Annotated in this window: 17 protein-coding genes and 1 pseudogene; 13 read left to right on the top strand and 5 right to left on the bottom strand. The window is 54.1% G+C overall.

Features of this window, described 5'->3' with window-relative positions; all coding sequences use genetic code 11:
• Positions 1–116: 116 nt before the first annotated feature.
• Entirely contained in the window at positions 117–431 is a 315-nt protein-coding gene (locus tag AC1RMF_RS25990) for a CcdB family protein (RefSeq protein ID WP_493145404.1), read from the bottom strand.
• A gap of 5 nt (positions 432–436) precedes the next feature.
• Positions 437–706 (bottom strand): prevent-host-death protein, encoded by a 270-nt coding sequence (locus AC1RMF_RS25985; RefSeq protein ID WP_493145403.1) that lies wholly within the window; start codon positions 704–706, stop codon positions 437–439.
• 627 nt (positions 707–1,333) lie between these two features.
• Between AC1RMF_RS25985 and AC1RMF_RS25980 the strand changes: the two genes are divergently transcribed.
• From AC1RMF_RS25980 to AC1RMF_RS25960, 5 genes are all read left to right on the top strand, one after another.
• Entirely contained in the window at positions 1,334–1,705 is a 372-nt protein-coding gene (locus AC1RMF_RS25980; protein ID WP_342616810.1) for a response regulator, read from the top strand.
• Positions 1,706–1,765: 60 nt separating this feature from the next.
• Complete coding sequence (locus AC1RMF_RS25975) at positions 1,766–4,090, top strand: EAL domain-containing protein (RefSeq protein WP_493145400.1); 2,325 nt, start codon at positions 1,766–1,768, stop codon at positions 4,088–4,090.
• A gap of 227 nt (positions 4,091–4,317) precedes the next feature.
• Positions 4,318–5,226: an ABC transporter substrate-binding protein gene (locus tag AC1RMF_RS25970; protein ID WP_493145398.1), complete on the top strand. Its 909-nt coding sequence runs from the start codon at positions 4,318–4,320 to the stop codon at positions 5,224–5,226.
• A gap of 35 nt (positions 5,227–5,261) precedes the next feature.
• Complete coding sequence (locus tag AC1RMF_RS25965) at positions 5,262–8,168, top strand: PAS domain S-box protein (protein WP_493145397.1); 2,907 nt, start codon at positions 5,262–5,264, stop codon at positions 8,166–8,168.
• A gap of 21 nt (positions 8,169–8,189) precedes the next feature.
• Entirely contained in the window at positions 8,190–9,368 is a 1,179-nt protein-coding gene (locus tag AC1RMF_RS25960) for a sensor histidine kinase (protein WP_493145395.1), read from the top strand.
• Between the two features lie 383 nt (positions 9,369–9,751).
• On the opposite strand, the gene AC1RMF_RS25955 is transcribed toward AC1RMF_RS25960, so the two are convergent.
• The gene (locus AC1RMF_RS25955) at positions 9,752–10,957 is read right to left on the bottom strand and encodes an MFS transporter (RefSeq protein WP_493145394.1); all 1,206 of its coding nucleotides are present in this window, start codon (positions 10,955–10,957) and stop codon (positions 9,752–9,754) included.
• A 263-nt stretch (positions 10,958–11,220) separates the two neighbouring features.
• Between AC1RMF_RS25955 and AC1RMF_RS25950 the strand changes: the two genes are divergently transcribed.
• From AC1RMF_RS25950 to AC1RMF_RS25940, 3 genes are all read left to right on the top strand, one after another.
• Positions 11,221–11,400 carry a transglutaminase N-terminal domain-containing protein gene (locus AC1RMF_RS25950; RefSeq protein WP_493145393.1) on the top strand — a complete coding sequence of 60 codons (180 nt, stop codon included), beginning with the start codon at positions 11,221–11,223 and terminating at the stop codon, positions 11,398–11,400.
• 367 nt (positions 11,401–11,767) lie between these two features.
• Positions 11,768–13,285: a S53 family peptidase gene (locus AC1RMF_RS25945; RefSeq protein ID WP_493145391.1), complete on the top strand. Its 1,518-nt coding sequence runs from the start codon at positions 11,768–11,770 to the stop codon at positions 13,283–13,285.
• Positions 13,286–13,338: 53 nt separating this feature from the next.
• Positions 13,339–13,464 (top strand): hypothetical protein, encoded by a 126-nt coding sequence (locus AC1RMF_RS25940; protein WP_493145389.1) that lies wholly within the window; start codon positions 13,339–13,341, stop codon positions 13,462–13,464.
• A gap of 167 nt (positions 13,465–13,631) precedes the next feature.
• Here the strand turns inward: AC1RMF_RS25940 and AC1RMF_RS25935 are convergent, their stop codons facing one another.
• Together AC1RMF_RS25935 and AC1RMF_RS25930 are read right to left on the bottom strand one after the other, a co-directional pair.
• Entirely contained in the window at positions 13,632–14,015 is a 384-nt protein-coding gene (locus AC1RMF_RS25935; protein WP_493145387.1) for a DUF4902 domain-containing protein, read from the bottom strand.
• Positions 14,016–14,129: 114 nt separating this feature from the next.
• Positions 14,130–14,843 (bottom strand): autoinducer binding domain-containing protein, encoded by a 714-nt coding sequence (locus AC1RMF_RS25930; protein WP_493145385.1) that lies wholly within the window; start codon positions 14,841–14,843, stop codon positions 14,130–14,132.
• A 222-nt stretch (positions 14,844–15,065) separates the two neighbouring features.
• Here AC1RMF_RS25930 and AC1RMF_RS25925 point away from each other — a divergent pair, with 222 nt between their 5' ends.
• From AC1RMF_RS25925 to AC1RMF_RS25905, 5 genes and pseudogenes are all read left to right on the top strand, one after another.
• Entirely contained in the window at positions 15,066–15,626 is a 561-nt protein-coding gene (locus AC1RMF_RS25925) for an acyl-homoserine-lactone synthase (protein WP_493145384.1), read from the top strand.
• Positions 15,627–15,630: 4 nt separating this feature from the next.
• Positions 15,631–16,242, top strand: coding sequence for an adenylyl-sulfate kinase (gene cysC, locus AC1RMF_RS25920; RefSeq protein WP_493145382.1), 612 nt, complete (start codon positions 15,631–15,633; stop codon positions 16,240–16,242).
• A gap of 905 nt (positions 16,243–17,147) precedes the next feature.
• Positions 17,148–18,213: pseudogene (locus AC1RMF_RS25915) on the top strand (sulfotransferase family protein).
• 19 nt (positions 18,214–18,232) lie between these two features.
• On the top strand, positions 18,233–19,921 hold the full coding sequence (locus tag AC1RMF_RS25910; RefSeq protein ID WP_493145380.1) for a methyl-accepting chemotaxis protein: 1,689 nt from the start codon (positions 18,233–18,235) through the stop codon (positions 19,919–19,921).
• A 1,263-nt stretch (positions 19,922–21,184) separates the two neighbouring features.
• Entirely contained in the window at positions 21,185–21,799 is a 615-nt protein-coding gene (locus tag AC1RMF_RS25905) for a hypothetical protein (RefSeq protein WP_493145378.1), read from the top strand.
• The last annotated feature ends 213 nt before the right edge of the window (positions 21,800–22,012 follow it).

Here is a 22,012-nt window from a genome sequence, read left to right as displayed (position 1 = left end):
TAAAAAGTACATTAAAGAATGGGTGGCGATGGCGGGTCGGGAATTCGGCATGACATCAAAGACCGCCATTAGGTAGCAGTCGCCCATGTACCTAAAAGGCGACTGGCTATCGATTTCTAAATGCCGCTCAACACGGAATCCATCGCGGCAATGATCTCGTACGATTGCTCCAATACAGATGCAATCTTTTCTTTGAGTAAACGCTTGTCAAGCGGTGCAGCTTCAAATGGCACCAGCATCAACGATTCGTTTTTAATGTTGATCATCGGGCACAGGCGATGTGGCAGATCTTTCTTGGCAAGGGTCGTAACCGCAAGTGGAACAACCATCCGTGTGGCAAGTGCACCCAGCAAGTTGCTTTGCACATCCACTACAAAGGGATATATCTCACGCATGCGCGGACTGGGGTTCTCGTAAACGTCAAACTGCACAGAAATCACCAGACACGCATGTCATCGCACCAAAGACCATTCGACTCAAATCGCTTGTTTTGCTCTGCAATCCAGGCACTGTGAGTCGTTTCGAATTGGGCTTTGCGCTCATTAACCGCCTCAGCACTGTGAGCTGCTTGCATTTCCGAAAACTGCTTTGCGGACAAGATGACCGTGTCTATGCGGCCATCCTTCTCAACAAACACCGGCTCATGCTTTGCTTGAGCACATATGGCGCCGAAACGATTTTTGGCTTCAGTGGCTGTAACCTGCATGTGAACTCCTTTGCTTGATGGCTATTTTAGCTAAAGTCCATGTTAAACAAGTCCTAAATTTGATTAGAGCCCCCACATTCCGTACGATTTTTGCGCCCAAAAAGTGGATTCCCAGCTCCTCTAGGCCTACTAGCCTACGTCCCTGTAGTTGACGTGAGGGATCTTAATTCGTGCCTCGATGGAACAAGTTATGTTCCTCCCTATGCAGCGCTCTTTAGGACGGCGCTTCCTGAACTTGATATCGTTAGTCCATTGCTGTTTGCGCGCAGCACGGCGCTTTCCGTCGCAGACGGATAGCATGGTCGAAGGCCTTGCAGTCGTTACTTAATTTTGTAATCGATTCGAGTGCTGGTACTTGCCATTACGCCATATTGTCGATGCGGCATACAAAAAGGAACAAGATAACATGGTCCCAATTTGCCTTTCGTTCTGGACAAATGCGCTGCATACTGTCGTGAATTCATGCGATCAAGACAGGGCCATTTGCTACCCTACCTGTCCTGTTTACATTAAAGCTACTATGGTGGACTTATTGTTCTTTAAGAGTCAAACTGGGCGCATCGTTCAAAAGCCTTGTCTGTTTGCATCCAGTTTAAATAGTGCGAGCATTTGACAAATTTGATGCTTATGAAAGTTCTGATTATTGACGACGATGCCTCCAACTGCAGATTGTTAGAAATATTGGTTCGTGCGGAAGGGCATATGCCATTGGTTGCTCGGGACGGAGAGAATGGAATAGAGCTGGCCATCGCGGAGCAACCGAACATAGTTCTACTTGACCTGATGATGCCCGGATTGGATGGATTCGAAGTAATACGATGCCTCAAGAACCATGCCCAGACTACGTCTATTCCTATCGTCGTTGTCACGGCCCTATACGACGTCGCCGCGAGGCAGCGTATTGCATCGTGCGGTGCTGACGGTATCTTGGTAAAGCCAATTGATCGTTGGGAATTGTCCAAGCGACTGGCTGAATTCCTGCAAGCCCCTAAAGCATGATTTTTGTGGACTGCGGTAGGGTTCTACGGTTTTGAGAGCATCAAAATGGGGAGTGTTTGCATGGAAACGGAGATGGGGAGAGTAGATCGCATCAACCGATTCCTGACTATGCTCAGTCGCGTCAATCGTGCCATTGTTCGCGCTGATTCTCCAGACCGTTTGTATCGTGACGTTTGCGATATTTCCGTTGAATCCAATCTATTTCAGTTTGCATGGATTGGTTTGGTCGATCCAACTTCTGGTCATTTCCGGCAAATGGCCCAGAGTGGTCACCTGCCAGGCAATCCTCACGCACCAGAAGTAATTGAATCCACCGCACAATATGTTCTCCAGAGGCAGGTACCCATCATCTGCAACGATCTGGTAAACGGAACGGGTCCGCTGCCATGTCAGAAAGCCATGTTAGATGAAGGTTTCCTATCGATGGCGGGTTTGCCGCTGAAGGAGTTATCCAAGTTCATTGGCGTCTTCATGCTGTACTGCAGCGCACGCGATGTAGTCGATCCGGTGGTGTCCGATCTGTTGGATGAAGTCGCAGCCGATGTCTCCTTCTCACTGGGTAATATGCGTGCTGACCAACAGCGCCTTGCTGGAGAGTCCAAGCTCTACTACCTTGCGTTCTATGACGCCCAAACAGGACTCCCGAATCGAGCGCTTCTGGATGTTAGGCTGCCCAATCTCGCTGCGATGGCAGACCGAAATGGTCGCCTGCTGACGATGGTCAACATTCGATTGAGACGCGTCGAACAGATCGTGCTGGCACTTGGCAGACTAGCGATGGACGAAGTTCTTCGCAGAATTGCATCTCGCCTGGACTCTCATCGTGGTCAAGATGGACTGGTAGTTCAACTGGCTCCTGACGAATTCGTCATCGTCACTCCAGAATTGCAAGACGGAATGACGCTGGAAGCCTTCGCACGCAAAGTGCGCGATGTGTTATCGCCTCCCTTCAAATCGGATGGCAAAGATGTGTATCTGCAAATGGGCATCGGCGTTGTGGCTTACCCCTTGCACGAAAATGATTGGAGCAATTTGTTGCGCCGTGCCCAGGCCGCCACTGACCAATCCACGGAAGAAATAGGCTACCGGCTATATTCGGCAGACCTTGATCGTGGTTTGGCACAGCGCTTTCAAATGCTCACTGATTTGCATCGGGCGTTGGAGCAAAACGAATTTGTATTGCACTTTCAGCCGCAACTCAATTTAAGAACCGGCATTGTCGTTGGCGTGGAAGCTCTGCTGCGTTGGCAAAACCCCAAGCTGGGCTTGGTTGGACCAGCACAATTTATCCCCCTTCTGGAAGAGGCAGGACTCATGCCCAAGGTAGGAGCCTGGGTTCTGCGTATGGCATGCCAGCAGGCAAAGGCATGGCAACTGGCCGGACATGCGCCCTTGCGCATGGCAGTCAATTTGTCGGCGCAACAATTTCGCTCCCCTGACTTGATCGCAATTGTTAGAAGGACGTTGGAAGAGACACAATTGGACGCCGAGTTTCTGGAACTGGAACTAACAGAAAGTCTCATTCTGGAGAGCGCCGAGCAAACCATCTCCATGATGCACCAGTTGAAAGCCCTAGGCATCACGCTGTCTTTAGACGACTTTGGCACAGGCTATTCATCACTTAGCTACTTGCAGCGCTACCCGGTCGATCGCATCAAAATAGACCAGTCTTTTGTACGCGATATGACTCAACACACTGGAAGCGCTGCTTTGGTTCGCAGCATCCTGGCGATGGCCGCCAGCCTAGGCTTGGAGACCATAGCCGAAGGCGTTGAAACAAAAGGGCAGCATGGATATTTGCGCAAGCAAATGTGCCAGGAGTCGCAGGGCTACTTGTACAGCCGCCCGGTACCACCGCAGGACATTGCGGCACTTCTCGTCAAGGGTGAATTTTTGCAGGCAGATGTCGATCCTCCAGCTGCGGAATCTGCACTGCTGATTGTGGATGACGAGCTTAACGTGTTGGCTGCTATGCGCCGAATATTTCGCAGGGAGCGCTGGCCGACTCTCACGACCTCCAGCACTGTCGAAGCGTTTGAGTTGCTCGCTGCACACGAAGTCGGTGTCATCATCTCGGATCAGCGCATGCCTAGCATGACAGGGACCGACTTCTTGCATGCCGTCAAAGAGATGTATCCCGATACCATTCGACTACTGCTAACTGGTTACGCCGACTTTAGCACTGTCATCAATGCAGTAAACCGCGGTGATTTGTTCAAAGTATTGAGCAAACCGATAGGTGATGCTGAATTGCGAGAAAGCGTGCATGAGGCATTCCGTCGATTCGACATATTTTCTGAAAATCGCAGACTCCTAAAGCGCGTGGAGGTTCTGGAGCGAATGGCACCGGTGCTAGTACACCAGCATGACGTCGATTCACCATGATACACATAGCTTTCCTCTGTGAACAACTCATGGTCCAAACGTTGACTACGTTTATATTCCGACCTAAATTGCCAGTACGGCACGCATGGGTGAATCAAACGACGTCAACTATCGCCAAGACTCAGTTTGGCAAATCGATTCTCCAATTGGTCGTGGGTCTGGCACTACTTATGCTGGTGATTGCTGGATATCTTTGGAATTCCCGGAATTCAACAATACCAGCACCCATGGAGTCGTTGACTCTTGCAACCAATACTTTCTATGCCGGCAGCTGCCCAATTTTCGTAGCACAGGAAAACGGCTATTTCACTCAGCAAGGACTCCAAGTCAATATTCTGCCCTTTACCAATGGAAAAGATGCACTGGCCGCCACTCTACAGGGTAAGGCCCAATTGGGTGTTTCGGCGGATATTCCCGTGGTGTTCTCCGTAATGCGGGGGCAACCTGTTAGCATCGTTGCAACTATTTTCAGCACGACCAAGGACTATGGAATAGTTGGCCGACTGGACAGGAACGTCACTACGCCTGCTAGCTTACGGGGAAAGCGAATCGGAGCTACGTTGGGAACTTCCGGGCACTTTGTGCTAGACGCCTTTTTGAACCGACAGAAAATGTCAGCCAGCGACGTGACCTTGGTGGACCTCAAGCCGGAGGAACTCGGCGCAGCCCTGATCAAGGGTGATGTGGATGCGGTTTCCACCTGGGAGCCGTTTGTGGATGTAATCAAACAGCAGGCTGGCGCAAACGGTGCCAACTTTTCCACAGATGGTGTCTATAACGCCACCTACAACCTCAGCGGTACGCGTGAATACACCGTCGATCACAAGGAAACAATTAAAAAGGTCTTGCGCGCACTGATCAGCGGTGCACAGTTCTGCCAGAACATGCCAGAGTTGGCCCAGCGCATTACTGCCAATGTCATGAAGATAGAAGCGACGAGTTTGAGGCCCTTGTGGCCCAGCTACCACTTCGACATCTCCCTTGACCAGAGCCTGTTGCTTGCACTGGAGGATGAAAGTCGTTGGGTGATCAAGAACAAGCTGGTTGCACCCAGTGGCATGCCCAACTACCTCAACAACATCGATCTGGACGGCATGCTTACGGTACAACCTGGCTCGGTAACGGTTATCCACTAGTTTCATTGTCACATTGATTGGAAGGAAACGCTGGAATGCAAATTTCCACGCGACTGCGACTCGCTGGACTGCTGAGCGCCGTTGTCATTGGCAGCGTCGCCATGGTTCTGTGGATAGCGACGCAACAAATCAGTCAGGAACTCGGAAAGAACGAGTCGGCAAGTCAGATCCTGCAAGCAGCCACTTCGGTGCGCTATCTGACAATGGAATATGTGTTGCACCACGAGGAGCGTACCCGCGTCCAATGGCAATGGAGTCAAGCCTCGCTGCTAAAGCTACTTACTAGCGTCAAGGGGTTCAGCGACGATCAGGAACTGGCCTCTATCCAGACCTTGCAACGAGCCCAGGAAGGGGTCAGCGACCTGTTTGGCCAATTGGTTGCCAACCAACAAGAGCGCCAGCTGGTCAAACAAAACAGCACTGTGCTGGATGAATTGGATTCTCGCCTGTCCGGTCAAATCGTCAATGAGACGCAGGCAATGATCGCCATTGCGCTGCGCTTGTCCGAGCGCAGCCGTATCGCCGTGCTCCAGGCCCAACAACGTGCTAGTCTAGCCGTTGCGACATCCGGCGGAGTGGTGCTGCTAGTCATTGGTGCAACCATATTGCTTCTCTTGCGCAGCGTGATTCGACCTCTGGTCAGTCTGCGCGATAGCATTTCGGTTGTGGGCGCCGGCAATCTCGGCCATCGGCTGGGTGTAACCGCGCGCGACGAAATTGGCGAGCTGGCACGCACCTTTGACGCCATGACCGCAAAGCTGCAAGGCACCACCGTCTCGCGCGATGAACTGGTGCAGTCGAACCACCAATTGCAGTTGGAGATTGCCGAGCGGCGACGCACCGAAGTTGCACTGCGGGAAAGCCAGGAGCGCAACATGGCTGTCGTAAGCACCGCACTCGACGGCATCATTTCGATAGACCATCAAGGGCATATCCTGGATTTCAATGCGGCCGCTGAACGCATTTTTGGCTACACGCGGCAGGCCGTTCTGGGCTCCGACATGGCAGACCTGCTCATCCCGGCAACACTGCGTGAACGCCATCGCCAAGGAATGGCGCATTACATGGTCACGGGCATAGGACCGGTGCTAGGTCAGCGCCAGGAGCTTACGGCGCTTCGTTCGGACGGCTCCGAGTTTCCCGTGGAATTGTCCATCACGCGCAGCGGCTCGGCGCATCCGCCTACCTTCACTGGCTTTGTGCGGGATATTAGCGAGCGCAGACAAAGCGAGCAGAAACTGCAGGCCCAACTGGGGCGGCTGAGCCTACTGCATCAGATCACCCGTGCCATCGGCGAACGGCAGGATCTGCCCAGTATATTCCAGGTAGTTGTGCGAAGCCTGGAGGAACAACTGCCCGTGGATTTCTGCTGCATGTGCCTGTATGAGCCCTCCAACAGCTGTCTGGTGGTTGTCAGCGTGGGGGTGCGCAGCGGCGCATTGGCGCAGGAGCTCGCCATGACGAACCAAGCTCGTGTGGGCATCGATGAAAATGGCTTGTCACGCTGTGTTCAGGGGGAATTGGTTTACGAGCCCGACATCCTCAATGTGGCGTTTCCCTTTCCCCAGCGTTTGGCGCGCGGTGCTCTGCGCTCTCTCGTCATTGCACCATTGCTGACGGAAAGCCGGGTGTTCGGTGTGCTGGTTTCTGCACGTCATGCGCCCAACGCCTTTAGCAGCGGCGAGTGCGAATTCCTGCTCCAACTCAGCGAGCATGTGGCGCTGGCTGCACACCAGTCGCAACTCTATGGAACGCTGCAGCAGGCATACGATGACCTGCGCCAGTCACAACAGGCGATGATGCAGCAGGAACGTCTGGGCGCACTCGGGCAGATGGCCAGCGGCATAGCACATGACATCAACAATGCCATTTCACCGGTGGCCCTGTATACGGAGTCGCTGTTGCAAAACGAGCCCAACCTGAGCGCCCGCACACGCAAGTACCTGGAGACCATGCAGCGCTCCATAGAGGACGTTGCGCAAACTGTGGCACGCATGGGGGAGTTCTATCGGCAGCGCGAATCACAGCTCACGCTGGCGCCGGTACAGCTGAACGTGTTGCTGCAACACGTAACTGACCTGACGCGCGCACGCTGGAGTGATATGCCGCAACAGCGCGGCGTTGTTATTGAATTGAAGCAGGAGCTTGCGCCCGATCTACCTATGGTCATGGGGATCGAAAGTGAAATTCGCGAGGCACTGGTGAACCTCTTTTTCAATGCAGTGGATGCGATGCCTGGAGGCGGCACGCTGACACTACGCACCAAGCTAGTAACCGACACCAATGCATTGCAATCGGTTCATCTTGAAGTTGTGGATACTGGTATGGGCATGGACGCAGATACACGCCAACGTTGCCTGGAGCCTTTTTTCACCACAAAAGGGGAACGCGGCACCGGCCTAGGGTTGGCCATGGTGTATGGCGTGATTGAGCGCCACAGCGCAGACATCGAAATTGAAAGCACGCCCGGCCGGGGAACGGCCATGAGATTGGTGTTTCCCATCCCTGTGACCATGGCCGAACCAAGCCCGGAACCGGCGCCTGGCGTAGTTCCATCAAATATGCGCATCCTGCTGGTGGACGACGACCCTATGCTACTGAAGTCGTTGCAAGATGCTTTGGCCACTGACGGCCACCACGTCAGCACCACCAATGGTGGTCAAGCGGGCATCGACGCCTTCCGCACGGCTCAGCAAGTGGGACGCCCGTTTTCCCTGGTGATTACTGACTTGGGCATGCCACACACCGATGGTCGCAAGGTGGCCGAGGTGGTAAAGCAACTCTCCCCCACTACCCCGGTCATATTGCTGACGGGCTGGGGACGTCGCCTGTTGTCCAGTGGCGAGCTTCCTCCGTACGTCGACGTTGTGCTCAGCAAACCACCGAAGTTGCGGGAACTACGCGACGCCTTTGTGCAGTGCTGCACCTCGAACACGAAGTAGCCCAAGGCTGCAAAAGGACACATGATGCAAGAAGTCTCCGATGTCAACATTCTGGTTGTGGATGACGAACGTGCTCAGATGCAGGCGCTGTGCGACACCTTGAAGGACCAAGGGTTTCGGACCATCGGTTTCACCAGCGGCCACCAGGCCCTGGATGCCTTGCGCACGGGCCGCTTCAGCCTGCTGTTGACGGATCTGATGATGCCGGAGCTGGATGGCATTGCGTTGCTGCAGGCGGCGCAACAGATCGACCCGCAACTGGTATGCGTCATCATGACCGGCAACGGCACCATCTCCACGGCAGTAGAAGCCATGCGCGTGGGAGCACTGGACTACATCCTCAAGCCATTCAAGCTCAGCGCCATCTTGCCAGTTTTGACGCGTGCCCTAGCAGTCCGCAAACTGCGCATAGAGAATGCGGCACTTACTCACAGCCTGCATGAGCACACTTTGGCACTGGAATCCGCCAATTCTGAGCTAGAGCGCGCCCGACGAGCAAAGGACCATTTCATGGCTACCATGAGCCACGAACTTCGCACTCCGTTAAACGCTATACTGGGTTTTGCAGAGATACTGCAGATGAAGCTCACCGGGCCTTTGAACCCGGAGCAGGAAGAGCATGTCGAGATCATTTGCTCAAGTGGTAAACATCTGCTCTCTCTGATCAATGATCTACTAGACCTCGCCCGCGTCGAATCCGGCAAAATCGAACTGAATCCCGAACCGGTGATGTGCCAAGCACTGCTGAAGGAAGTTGCCGCCGCAATGCAAGTGCTGGCTGTTGGCAAAGGCCTTGTGCTAGATGTCCATGTCCCGACGTCAGAAGTCCACCTCAATACGGACCGTCGAGCGCTGTTCCAGATCGTGATGAATCTGGCCAACAATGCCATTAAATACACACGCACGGGCTCAGTCACGCTGGATTTGAGCCAGGCGGTTGACGGCAGCCACGCGGCAGTCCGCATCAGCGTATCGGATACTGGTGTTGGCATCTCTGAACAAGACCAGGCAAGGTTGTTTTCCGCATTTACACAAGTCGGTGAGCACGGCAAGGGAACCGAAAGCACCGGACTGGGCCTGTACCTCTCTGGCGAACTCACCAAGCTACTGGGCGGACGCATTTCACTGAAAAGCGAAGTGGGATGCGGCAGCACCTTTACCTTGACGCTGCCTAATATGGCACATGGCCACGGTGTGTAACTCAGGACATCGAGGGAGCTAAGGTTAAGTTGCGATTCGATGTACGAGTGGCCACCGAAAAATGTCATCGACAGAAAGTTCGGACGGAGGGCACAGCAATGCAATTCGCAACTAAGTCATCGACGGTTCAGCTCCAATCGAATGACAGCTTGCTGGCGACGAAATATCGGATGCCTATGACCGCCATGGGCACACTGGCGCTGCTCGCCAGCAATCTGGCAAGCCAACTTGTACGGCACCTTCGAGCAAAGCTGATTCGGTGCCTCAGTCTCAGGAGTCGACCTGCGGCAGTCATTCAGTTCTTAGGTGCGTATGACCACTTCCCGCCCTACTCCGGTCATCCAAGGTGAACAAGAACCCTCATCATTCATTGGACCGAGCGGTTAGTGCTTGAACAATCGGAACGCTCGCCACAGCGCCAAGTCGTAGGCGATTTTCAACACTCCGCAGGCCACTAATGGAGCGGCAGCCCATCCCGACTGGAAGAGCCACCCTGCCAGCACCGGACTCAAGGCCGAAGCCAAACTGCGCGGCACCGCAGTGAAACTGGCAGCAGCAGCCCGTTCGTGGGGCTGAACGACCGACATCACGAAAGCACTGCGTGCAGGTACATCCATCGACGACACCAACGCACGAACCAGAAGCAAAACCAAGGCTAGCTCAAAGTAAGGTGCGAATGCAGCGCCGATAAGGCACAAACTCGCGGGGATGTGGGTAAAGACCATGGTGTTGACCAAGCCGATCCGCTTGGCTAGCTGGGGCGCGGCGAGCTGAGAAATTGCGCCAAGCAGCCCCGAGCCGAAAAAGTATGCTCCGGTTGCGGCCAGCGACAGCCCAAACCGTTGAAATAGCCAAAGCGACAGCAGCGAATTGAGGACCAATCCACCCGCAAATGAGTCCACTGAGAACAACGCTGCCAACTTGATCACCACAATGCGCGATTGATTAAGCGGCGCGGGCTTTTCTCCATGCGAATCGCCAGTGTTCGGAAGCGTCCCATATAGCCGCCAGACAGCCAGCCCGATGATTCCGTAGAGCATGAACATGCCGCGCAATGCCAGAAGCCTCTCAACGCCAGTAGCAGCCACTACCCGGTCCGGAATTCCAGATGCCAGCGAACCAATGGCTGCGCACAGCGCTCCCGTGAGCGCGTACCGCGCAAACAAATCGGTTCTGGCCGCGGAATCGGACGCGGCAGCCAACCTAGCATGCTCCAAAGGGAGAAAAATACTCACGTCACCAGAGCTTGGATTGAGCGTGCCCACAAATGCCACTAGCAACATCGGCCAAAACGCTTGAATGGATGCAAAGCCCAACCCGGTAGCTACCATAAGCAGGGCCGCTGCAACCATCAGAGCCTTGCCGGTCCAACGATGGCCCCAGGCTCCGATAGCAAGGGTCGCGCATGCCGATCCCAAAAGCGTCGCTGTAGCGATCGCGCCAACTTCAACGCCTCCAAATCCAATCGCCAGCAAATAGACAGGCAACAGCACGGCCACGAAGCCATCGGCAAAACCACGCAACGCGCGCGCGACAAATATTGGGGCGATGTCGACATCGGCCCCATGTGGAATCAGTTTCTTGAACAAATCGAGTGGTCCTTCAGGCCATTAGACCGTAGCGCGCATCATCACAGAAATCATTGGGGGGGCAGTCCCTACGGATCAAACTCGCCAGTGCCATTTTGTGTCGCGTCAAGCGCCGGTGCATGAAAATGTCGTGATGCAAGATTTGACCGCGACTTCGATGATCCCCAAACTGTGCAAGGGACTCAGGCGGCTGCACAGTCCACGAGAAGGTTGGTGTGCGCTCGTTGGAATGCAGCCCTCCTCTTGAGCTTTCGCCACCTGCCATGACCCAAATTCGAATCACCCACTTAACGGTCTATCACTACCGCAACGCTGTCAGCCAGAATCCGCATCGGCTGATGCTGCGTCCAAGAGAAAGTCGTGAACTGCAACTCACGTCGCACACCTTGAATGTGTCGCCCGACACGACGATAACGTGGGGTTCGAAAAACCGAGCTGACTGACTGGGTTTCGCGGCTAAGAACTGTGGCCACGATGATCCTCATCGATGTAGCCATGATAGTGATCATAGGTTATTGAATGAAAATGCCGTAGCATACGTTTCCGGTGGGTACCGTTGTTGTGAATGATGGCTTGCAGACAAGTACTCTGTACTGCTATGTGCCCGACTGGGAAGCTTTTGGGCAGGTGGACAAGGGGCGCCAGCGCTTAAGTGATTCGCCGTCAAGGTTCAGCCAGATTAAGCGCGGAGCGTGACGTTTTGACGACGAACTTTACAAAGCGAAACAAAGTATCCGGCATAAGTCAACCCGTCCAAAGAAAGCTGTTCACAATGGTTTGAATCCAGTCAACTACCGAAAGAGGCCCGCCATGCGCTTTGTATTGTCTGCAAACCGTCCAAATCGCAATACGGTCATGAGCCTATGGGCACTGGCCTTATCAACACTTGCGGCCTGTGGTGGCGGAAGCGGTACGTCAGATGCGCAGGATAGCGGCTCGACGGCGTCTGTTGCGGTGGCTGCTCAAGTCAGCATGGGCAACCAGCTAGTCACGCCCAGTTTCCACCGCCTGCCGTTGGCAACAACCCCTAGCGATGAAGATGCCGACGGCAGCAATAGATCACTCACGCACAGCCCCGTCAACATTTACACTCCACAGGATTTGAAGGATCTCGGAACCAAAGGGGTTACCGATGAGGATGTTTCGCGCTTTCAGCGCGAGCACGGCCTGGGCAGCGGGCAGGGGGGCGTCACACCCAACAGCACAACTACATCGTCGATTGTGTACACACCGGCCCAGATCCGAGCAGCCTACCAAATACCTAACTCAACAAACGCGAATTTAGGTGCGGGCCAGACTATCTACATAGTGGATGCCTATAGCCACCCAAAAGTCGTTCAGGATCTCACTTCCTTTAGCAAGCAGTTTGGCTTGCCAGTGTGCTCCCAGGCCTCGCTTTCCACATCGGCAAGTACCCTGCCTGCAGCATCAACCAATTCTTGCCAAATCTATGTACTGAGCATCAATAGCCAAGGCAATATGACCGGTAACTCTCCAGCCTACAACGCTGGATGGGCACAGGAAATTGCGCTGGATACGCAATGGGCGCATGCTATCGCGCCTTTGGCCAGGATCGTTCTCATTCAAGCGCCTTCTGCGTCACTCAACGATCTGGGAAACGCCATCAAGCTTGCAAACAAGTTCGGCAAGGGTACTGTCTCCATGAGCTTCGCGGCGGCAGAAGCTTCTTGGGTTACGAACAGTGCGTATTCCTCAGCGCTGTTTGGAACCGCGGGCATGGGGTACTTTGCCGCTACAGGGGATAGCGGCTACGCAGTTAACTGGCCGGCAATCGAGCCGGCCGTGACGGCAGTCGGTGGGACCTCCTTGAGCAGTTTCACCACGTCATCACGGCAAGAGAGTGTGTGGTCTGGCACGGGTGGGGGAGTCAGCAGCTATCTGGCAATGCCTGCGTACCAGAAGACGTTCGCTTCCATTCCCGGTGACACGAGCTTTAGGGCCTCAGCGGATGTGTCCATGGTGGCGGATCCCTACACAGGTGTCTACGTTGCATTTACCGCTGCAACATCATCTACAACGTATTGGTATGCCTTTGGTGGTACGAGCTTGAGTACTCCGATTTGGGCTGCATTGACAACTGTGGCGAACGCAAATCGTGCATTGTCGGGCAAGACTACACTGGGAGATTCCCACAGCTTGCTCTACTCGACGCTGGCGTCTGGAAGCTACGTAACTTATTTCAACGATGTCGCCTCCGGTAGCAACGGAACGTGCACAGCCTGTTTTGCAAATGCGCTGTACGACGTTCCGACTGGCTTAGGAACGCCTAATTCCACGGCGATAGTCTCCGCCCTTGCTGCCTATTGATGTAGGCAGCAAGGGGGCTTTTCGCAGTAAGCGTCGCTACATGAGAGTCCTGTATGCAAGACACAATCGAAGCCGCGAAGATCCCCGAACTGCTCAAGGTGCCCAAGCGGTTGCATTATTCTCTGGAAGTGATGCTGGTGTGCACCCAATGGTTGCAGCGTGGGGTGGGCTTACGCTAGTTCTCGAACGAATGTACGGATGCCATGGCCAAGGTTTGCTTCTTCATTTTGCGCCCTCACAGAGTTGGCTCCTCATATGCAAGTCACGGACCATGATTGGACGTATTCTTCGTTACCCTCAGTCAAGTCTGGTAGCAATGCAGAGTGGACTTTTGGAGGATGACCATTCAGGCGTAACGCTTGGCGACGGCTTGTGGAATTTCTTCGCGCCATGGCAAGGCATCAACAACCGTGGACAGAATTTCCAGATTTTTGTCCCACCCGGCATCGTCACCCGTCGTAAACATCAACATGACATTGCTTCGAGGCGCCCCCACGCGTTGCCACTGCAATGGACCGGCCATGGATTGAATGCGCCAATCCCACCCGATGGAAATGGCTGGCATCGTGGTACTGATCCACTCCGTGTAGCCCGAAATATCCGTTTCCTGGCCGCAGTCCACTTTGCCGATTCTGTGTTCCATATCCAACCCGGACACAAGATGCCTCATGGGCGTGGAGAGCAACTCATCGATCGACAAGTGAACCAATCCGTCCAATGAAACTCGCATAATGAGGGTCAGGGCAATACCGGTAAAAATGTTAAAAGGGTTACTGTGATGTGGCCCCCAATATACCGCTTTAGGTCTGCCATGGAAATCATTTGCATAAGCAAGACTGAGAAATCAGCCCAGAAGTCCTAGCACCGCCGCACGCACTGTTGCAGCTGTTTTGTTGGCGGTTTTCAGCTTGAGCACCGCGTTCTTGATGTGGAAATTCACTGTATTTTCGGAAACCACCAATATGTCCGAGATTTCAGATGAAGTCTTGCCGTCGGCTGTCCATTTCAAAACTTCGATCTCCCGGCTGGTCAGGTGGGGATGGCTTTCGGCATTTTGACGGCCCACAAAGATGCGTGACAAGGTCAGATGCGCGATGTGGGCTAACCAACGCATTTTGACCTCTTGAGCTGCGAGTTCTGCCTTAGACAGTGGTTCGCCAGAGCGTGCTAGGCTCAGCATACCGAAACCGCCCCTTACATCCAGCGTGGACTGCGCCCAACCGATACGCAATCCAAAAGACTGCGCCTCGTCCCACAGCTTTTGGACTGAAGCAAACACCTGATCGGACCACACGAGCGGAGTCTGGCTACGGCGCCCGTGCAATACGGTCGGGTCGACCGACACATAGTCTTCCTCTTCATATCGGCGTTGCCAAGTTGGACTGTAATTGTTCAAAACAATGGTCTTGGGACTGGTGAAATGCAAGGGGATACGCAAACCGTAAGCACAGTAAGTAAACCCCAGCACCCGAGCGGAAGCCTCTACCTTGCGAAACACTTCGTGCTCATCTTGAGCATCCGCCACCGTGCTGAAAAGTTCCTCTTGCCAGCTTTTCATTATGTTCCCTCAACCTGCAATTGCGTAGAAATTCAGCTGTCTATACGGTCAGTAGCATATACAAATTGCCGCTAATTTGCATGAAGCTTTCATTCTTTACACTGTGAGAGGCACACTGCCGAATTACCCTGCTGCAATCACGAAGACAACCTACCAAAGTTGGTAGTTTCGGATGCGGGCGCCAGCCCCTTTAATCGAAACAACGGCTTTCAAGGGACTGCGATGCAATTCATTTTCGGTGACTCCACGGCTCTGCCCCCTGACCTGTTGGTCGATATGGCGCGCTACCGCCACAAGGTATTTGTCAGAAAGTTGGGCTGGCAGTTGCAGTGCCAAGACTCCCTGGAATATGACCAGTTCGACCGTGCAGATACCGTCTACGTGGTTGCCCAGAATGAGGCAGCTGAAGTCATAGGAACGGCACGTCTGTTACCCACTACGCGCCCTTATCTGCTCGGTGACGTTTTTCCGCAACTCCTGCATGGAGCACCACCGCCATCCTCTCCGGAAGTCTGGGAGCTTTCGCGTTTTGCCGCTGTGGACTTCTCCGGTGGAACAGGTTCGGCCCTGGACCAGTTCTCTTCGCCCATTATGCTCAATTTGCTGCGCACCGCCATGGAATGCGCGGCGGCCCGTGGCGCCAAACGCTTCATTACCGTTTCGCCTCTTGGTATCGAGCGCTTGCTGCGTCGACTGGGAATTCGAGCACACCGCATTGCGCCCCCGGTCATTGTGGATGGCCACCCCATCTTCGCCTGCTCCATCGCCTTTGACTCGGAATAGCGCAATGCCGACCCCGCTCCCTTTGCAAACGGTGGTTGCGCATACGGGCCATGTGACGGTTGCACGGCGCCAACAGCTTTTGCACCAGCGACCCGTCACGGTCTGGCTGACAGGCTTGAGCGGCGCAGGCAAATCCACGCTCGCCTACGAAATGGAGCAGCGTCTGCATGATCAGGGCCTGTCAAGCTTTGTCTTGGATGGGGACAATCTGCGCAACAACCTGAATCGCGATCTGGGCTTTACTCCAGAGGAGCGACAGGAAAACATTCGCCGCGTCGCCGAAGTGGCCGCCCTGATGAACGATGCAGGACTTATCGTCTTTACCGCGCTGATTTCGCCCTGCCTTGCCGATCGGGCCATGGCCCGCTGCATCATTGGTAGCGCTCGCTTTATTGAAGTCCATATCAGTACCGCTCTCAAAGTCTGTGAAGACAGAGATCCGAAGGGCCTGTATAACAAGGCCCGTTCGGGGCTGATCCCCATGTTCACAGGAATTTCCGCACCCTACGAGCCACCAGATGAACCGCATATACGCGTGGATGCGGGCCAGTGTAGCGTGTCCGAGGCGGCAGCGCAGATACTTGACTATCTGCAGCAGCAGAGCGTGCTAGCTTGAGCGACGCCATGTCAGTCGAGCCTCCAAACATGCAGGCCTACGATCTGTTTAACGGAGATGCCGATGGAATCTGCGCATCGCACCAGCTCCGCATGGCACTAGCGTGCGACAGTCAATGGCTGACTTGCGTCAAACGCGACATTGCCCTATTTCAAAAGTTGCCCACGAATGTGGCCCTAAGCGTCACGGCCCTGGATATTTCCTTTGACCGCAATGAAGTGGGGTTGCGACAGGTATTGGGGTCTAGGGGGCGCGTACGCTACTTTGACCACCATGCAGAAGAAAAGAGGTTCGCCCATCCGCAGTTGAACTTCTACATCGTCTGCACTCGAGACAAGTTGCCAGCTTTGGCCGTTCGCCTGGCGCGGAATAGTGGCTGCTCGGCGAGCAACAGCAGTGCTCGCGACCAGTTGGGACGCATGCTGTACTACAACGCATACGGAGTAACCACAACAGACTTGAATATCCATTCGGTGGACCTGTATCGGTTGGTCCATCGCTTCGAAGATCCCCGGGACTTCTTCGTCCGCTCCTCTAAATTTGGCCACCTTCGCGAAGGCTTCGCAGAAGACCATCAACTGCCCAACGCACTTGCGTCTTTTGCACAAACAGTCTTGGCTCACGTGTACGTGCTTCCGGATACAGGCTGGACAAGGCTTCTGTCTGGCACCCTACCCAACCAATTGACGAGTACGGACAGTAGCAAGTCATTCGCGGTGCTGCCCACTTGCTCCAACGACACCTATGTGGTCAGCGTACGAACTGGTGCAGCTATACGCGCCCGCACGAACCTCTATTGCCATAGGCGGCGGTCGCCATGCGGCTGGAGGCATCGACCACATGCCCGCGTCCGACTTAGGGCGAGTCATTGCCGACTTCTATCAATATCTCTCGGGAGTTTGCTTATGAGTACTTCCCCACTCAACACTGCGCGACCACGCCCGCTTTTAATGATTCCGCTGCGTCGTTGTGGTAGCCATGCTTTGCGTCTGCGGCTGAATTTCAACCCGGACTTCTATTCGCCATACCCCCTGCATATTGTGGATTTCATTCCCATGTTGCCTCTTTACGGCGATCTGGCGGACGATCGCAACTACTTCAATCTGGTGATCGACGTGGTTGGGCTGCAAGCGGCTAGCATGGTGAAGTGGGCCGGTGTGGAGCTCACTCCCGAGGACATCTTCGGATCGATTCGCAACCAGCCCCGCAGCGTGCATCGCATCGTCTGGGAAATGCTGCTGCGTGCAGGTGAGCAGCGTGGCGCGCGTATCGTGATGGATAAGTCGCTCGACAGTGTGCACTTTGCGCTCGATTTGATGGACCTATTTCCCGATTTCCTTTTTCTGAACGTTGTGCGCGATCCACGCGCGCAAGTGGCATCCATGAACCGTGCCATCATCCACGACTTCGACTCCACCCTGAATGCAATGGCGTGGGTGCGCGCACCGCGTCGGCCAGACCCTGGCAAAGGAACACCCTGAGCGGGTTCTGACCATACGCTACGAAGACTTTCTTACCGATCAGGAGCAGATTTTGCGCAAGATATGTCAGTTCATCGGTATGGACTTCTTGCCGCAAATGCTCGATGTTGCAGGTTCGGCAGAAGCTCAGCAGCTTTCCAGAATGTCGGACTTGTGGGCCTCCAACTGCTTTGCCCCGATTCCTGCCAACAAGGACAAGTTCAAGACGCAACTGAGCATGCGCGAGATTGAAGTGATCGAAACGCTGACTCTTCCCTACATGCAGCAATACGGGTATGAACGCATGACCGATGCCAGCGCCGAAATACTGGATTCGGCCGACATGGCCGACTGTGTCCAGCGTTCCGAGCTAAACCGGACAAAGGCATGGCAGCAGCTCGCGCAAAGCAATCCGAACGACTACGCAGCACGCCGTGTTCGTGCTGATTATCTGGAACGCGTCCGTTCCAGCCGCGAAACGGCGGCACTTCTACTGCAAACCAATAGCTAAGCGTCCATAAGGAGGAGCAATGCGCATCTTGAATTTGAAATTGGGTGTTCGATTGGGGGCGGCTTTTGGCATTCTGTTGCTAATCACGGTTTTCATCGCCATGTTGGGAATAACGAGCATCGTGGCGCTGAAGAAGAACAACGAAAACATCTCAACTACAGAACTCAAGCGGCAGGATCTGGTGCAGCGCTGGCTTGCTGACGTCCAGGCGAATTGGCTTCGTACCGAGGCCACATTGAAATCAAGCAACCCGGAATACGTTGCCCGTTTGAACAAGGACATCCGTGCCTTGGTGGAAATCCAGAGCAAACGCATGGATGAAGCTGGTACCTCCATGCACGACGGCAAGGAGAAAGAGCTGTATAACCAAGCAATTTCCGCAAGAAACATATACCGAACTAAACGGGCGGAACTCGTCAAGCTGAAAGAATCCGGGCAGGATGTAACCGTGCAAGTTGATGCAGACTTGGCCTTAGCTTACAAAAACTATGAAGGTATTCTGACGCAGTTGATGGAGCTCTTAGATCAGGGAGTTAGCCAGAATCTCACAGAAATTCAGCAACAAGCCGATACAAGCTTGTTGCTGGTATCCATGGGTACGGCTGCGTCCATCCTGTTGGGGGTCTTCCTGGCCTGGTGGACAACCCGTTCCATCACGGGGCCGATACGGCAGGCCGTGGATGCCACGACTGCCATCGCTGATGGTAATTTAGGCATTCACATCCCACCGGGCTCCAATGACGAGCCTGGCCATTTACTGGAGGCCCTGGCGGCAATGCGGACCAAACTGGCCGTGATCGTGGCCGATGTACGCCGCGGCGCGGAAACTGTCTCCACGGCCAGCATTCAAATTGCCCAAGGCAACAGCGACCTGTCGAGTAGAACCGAAAGCCAAGCCAGTGCGCTTGAACAGACGGCGGCCTCCATGGAGGAATTGGGCTCAACTGTGCATCAGAATGCTGAGAATGCCAAACTGGCCAACCAATTGGCGATGAAAGCCAGCAAGATTGCGGAACAAGGCGGGAACGCGGTGGCCGAAGTGGTCACCACTATGCAAGACATAAACGACAGCTCGCGCAAGATTTCTGAAATCATTAGCGTGATCGACGGCATTGCGTTTCAGACTAATATTCTGGCCTTGAACGCAGCCGTTGAAGCCGCTAGGGCGGGAGAGCAGGGACGGGGATTTGCCGTGGTTGCTAGCGAAGTACGCAGCCTGGCAGGACGTTCGGCTGCCGCAGCCAAGGAAATCAAGGAGCTGATCTCGGCCAGTGTGGAGCAGGTCGATCAAGGCTCGGCCCTGGTTGACAAGGCTGGTGTCACCATGACGGAAGTGGTGAATTCCATTCGTCACGTCACCGACATCATGGCTGAGATAAGCGCGGCCAGCAGTGAGCAATCTTCAGGGGTCTCACAAGTCGGCGAAGCCGTTACCCAGATGGACCAGTCCACCCAGCAAAATGCTGCCATGGTCGAGGAAATGGCCGCCGCCGCCAGCAGCATGAAGAGCCAAGCTCAAAGTTTGGTGGAGACAGTTGCCGTATTCAATCTGGGGGAAGAAAATCAGCTACGCGCAATGCCGTCACATTTAACGCCCCCGACACTCGCCTCAAGAAACCATGTTGCCCAAGTGTCCAAACCCAATCTGCGTGTGATTGATGGTGCGACTTCTCGTACAGTGGAAGGCAAGTCACGAATTGGCACGTAGTCTTTATTAGCCGTCCTCTGAAGTTCTGGTGAGATGGCAAAGCTTGGGCCAGTATTGATGGTCATCACCGGATGCCAGCCTTGCGTACGGTTGCCTGCGCGAACTACCCCACAGTAAGCCGGTACATGAGGTAGCGTCATTAAAAGTCGGTGCATGCTTGGCCACAACTGTATGCTCCCGTCGCTACTACACAGCTTGGGGGAACGTGCGCGCACTACGATAGAAATCTGTCTCAACCCAACTGCCGAATGTTGACGAGTTCGCCGTCGGTAATAAAATTTACCGCGAGCCAAGCCTGCTACCTGCAGTAGGTCCGCCAATCTATATTGCTGCCTCAATCCAGCAATTAGACGCGCCTTATCGGCGCAACTGGTCTCTTCGATCAGATCAAGGCTTGCAATTCTTTTAAGTACGCGCCCTTCGCGTGTAGTCGCCCGTTCTCTTTTCGCAAGGCCTGCGCCGAATCGGGAGAGCGCTCGATTTGGTGGGGTGGATCATGCAACCTGAGTAGTCGTAGCCTTGTTCGACGGGAAATCTTTGTACCAATGGGCAAAGTCGTCATGCAGCACGCTGTCTACGACGCGCACTCGGACTGCAATAGCAGGTGAGCACTTGCCGGATCCATTCTCATCTGTTGTGACTTATAAACGCAGTGAGCGCAATGCGCAGAAGGTCAGTGTAGCTGCACATCTGATGGATCAGGAATGGTGCTTTCCGGTAAGACCAGTGCGATCGAACATTGTGACCTCGGATTTGCCCATAGCGGCTTTCAATTTGGTTTTTCGCGCTAAGCGCGGGCAAATGAGAATGACGTGACATCGCTCCTGAATTGTGTCGCGCCCAGCTCTGCGATTACGCGGCCTTTTTCCAAGGGCAGATGAACTGTCCCGGCGGCCAAACCAGGTCCGCAGCCTACCAGTTCTATAGGCTTGCCACCTGATCGCCAGACCATTTGAGCAATTTTTTCGGCCCGATCCCGCTTCCGCAACTAGTCCTTGATTCAGGCATGCACTACCTGGAGCCTTTGGTTGTCGAAAAAGTTGACAATCGCCCGTCGAACTTACAATGTGTTGTACCGCCCCTTCGTCGCCACATCATGCTAGCTCAATGATTTTGTTAGGTAAAACCGGCCATTTAATTTGGTGGCCTAAATTTTGCTTTGTTTGCAGATCGGCAATATTAATCTGTGATTTTCGGATATGTCGCGGCGTTGGCCTGCAAGAATCACGTTGACCTCCTCGGATAACTGTTAGGGACGTATATATGATCAATCAACAAGAAAATGCTTCAACAGATGATGTTGAAGTCTTGCCGACATTAAAAGTCAATCAGGGACGACGTCGGCTCGGAACCGCTGGTACCGCCGTTCTACTTACGTTGCCAGGGCGTTCGGCAGTAGCTGGCTGGGGAACGTGCACAGGCTCTGAACTGGCTTCGGGTAATCTTTCTCGCACTGGCACGGTCAACCCCTGCGGCTGCAGCCCTGGGTTCTGGTGGAATAACAACGGAGTCGCGCTTTGGACCTCTTCACCCACGCTCTACATCAACTATCCCAGAACTGCGAAATTCAACGACGTATTTGGTGTACCTTTTTACACTGACTCCAATGTAAAGTTGCAGGATGTTGGGCCCAGCACCAAGAACCCGAATAAATTCGGCGCAGCCGACAACACCGGCATGCATGCAGTTGCTGCTTTGCTGAATGCGCAGTTTTACGGTGCACGGTATCCGGTTTTGGGAATGCAGACAGCCGCCGCAGTTATTTCTGCATTCAAAGCAGCCTGTGTGGACAAGAACTCTCTTGCGGCATTTGTCAGTAGAGTTGATATTTATGGAAAGACAGCCGACCTCTGGTGCAACGGAAGCCCCGAGAGCTAGGTTTTATTGATTCGTGTTCGACGCCGCAAATGCATTGAGATTGCGCCCTGGAGTGCTCTGGAGAGAGCTACAAAGATGGCGTGGCGGTGTGCGTGCCTGAAACCTGCGAGAACCATATTCTTCCACCTGGATTTTAGGGGATGATGGAATCGCCGAGCCGTGTCTTGGTACGTGATCAAGACAGTATTGTTGAGAAGCCGCCCGACTATTTAG

This window comes from Rhodoferax sp. GW822-FHT04A08 (assembly GCF_058801025.1).
This window is presented reverse-complemented; position numbering and strand designations above follow the sequence as displayed.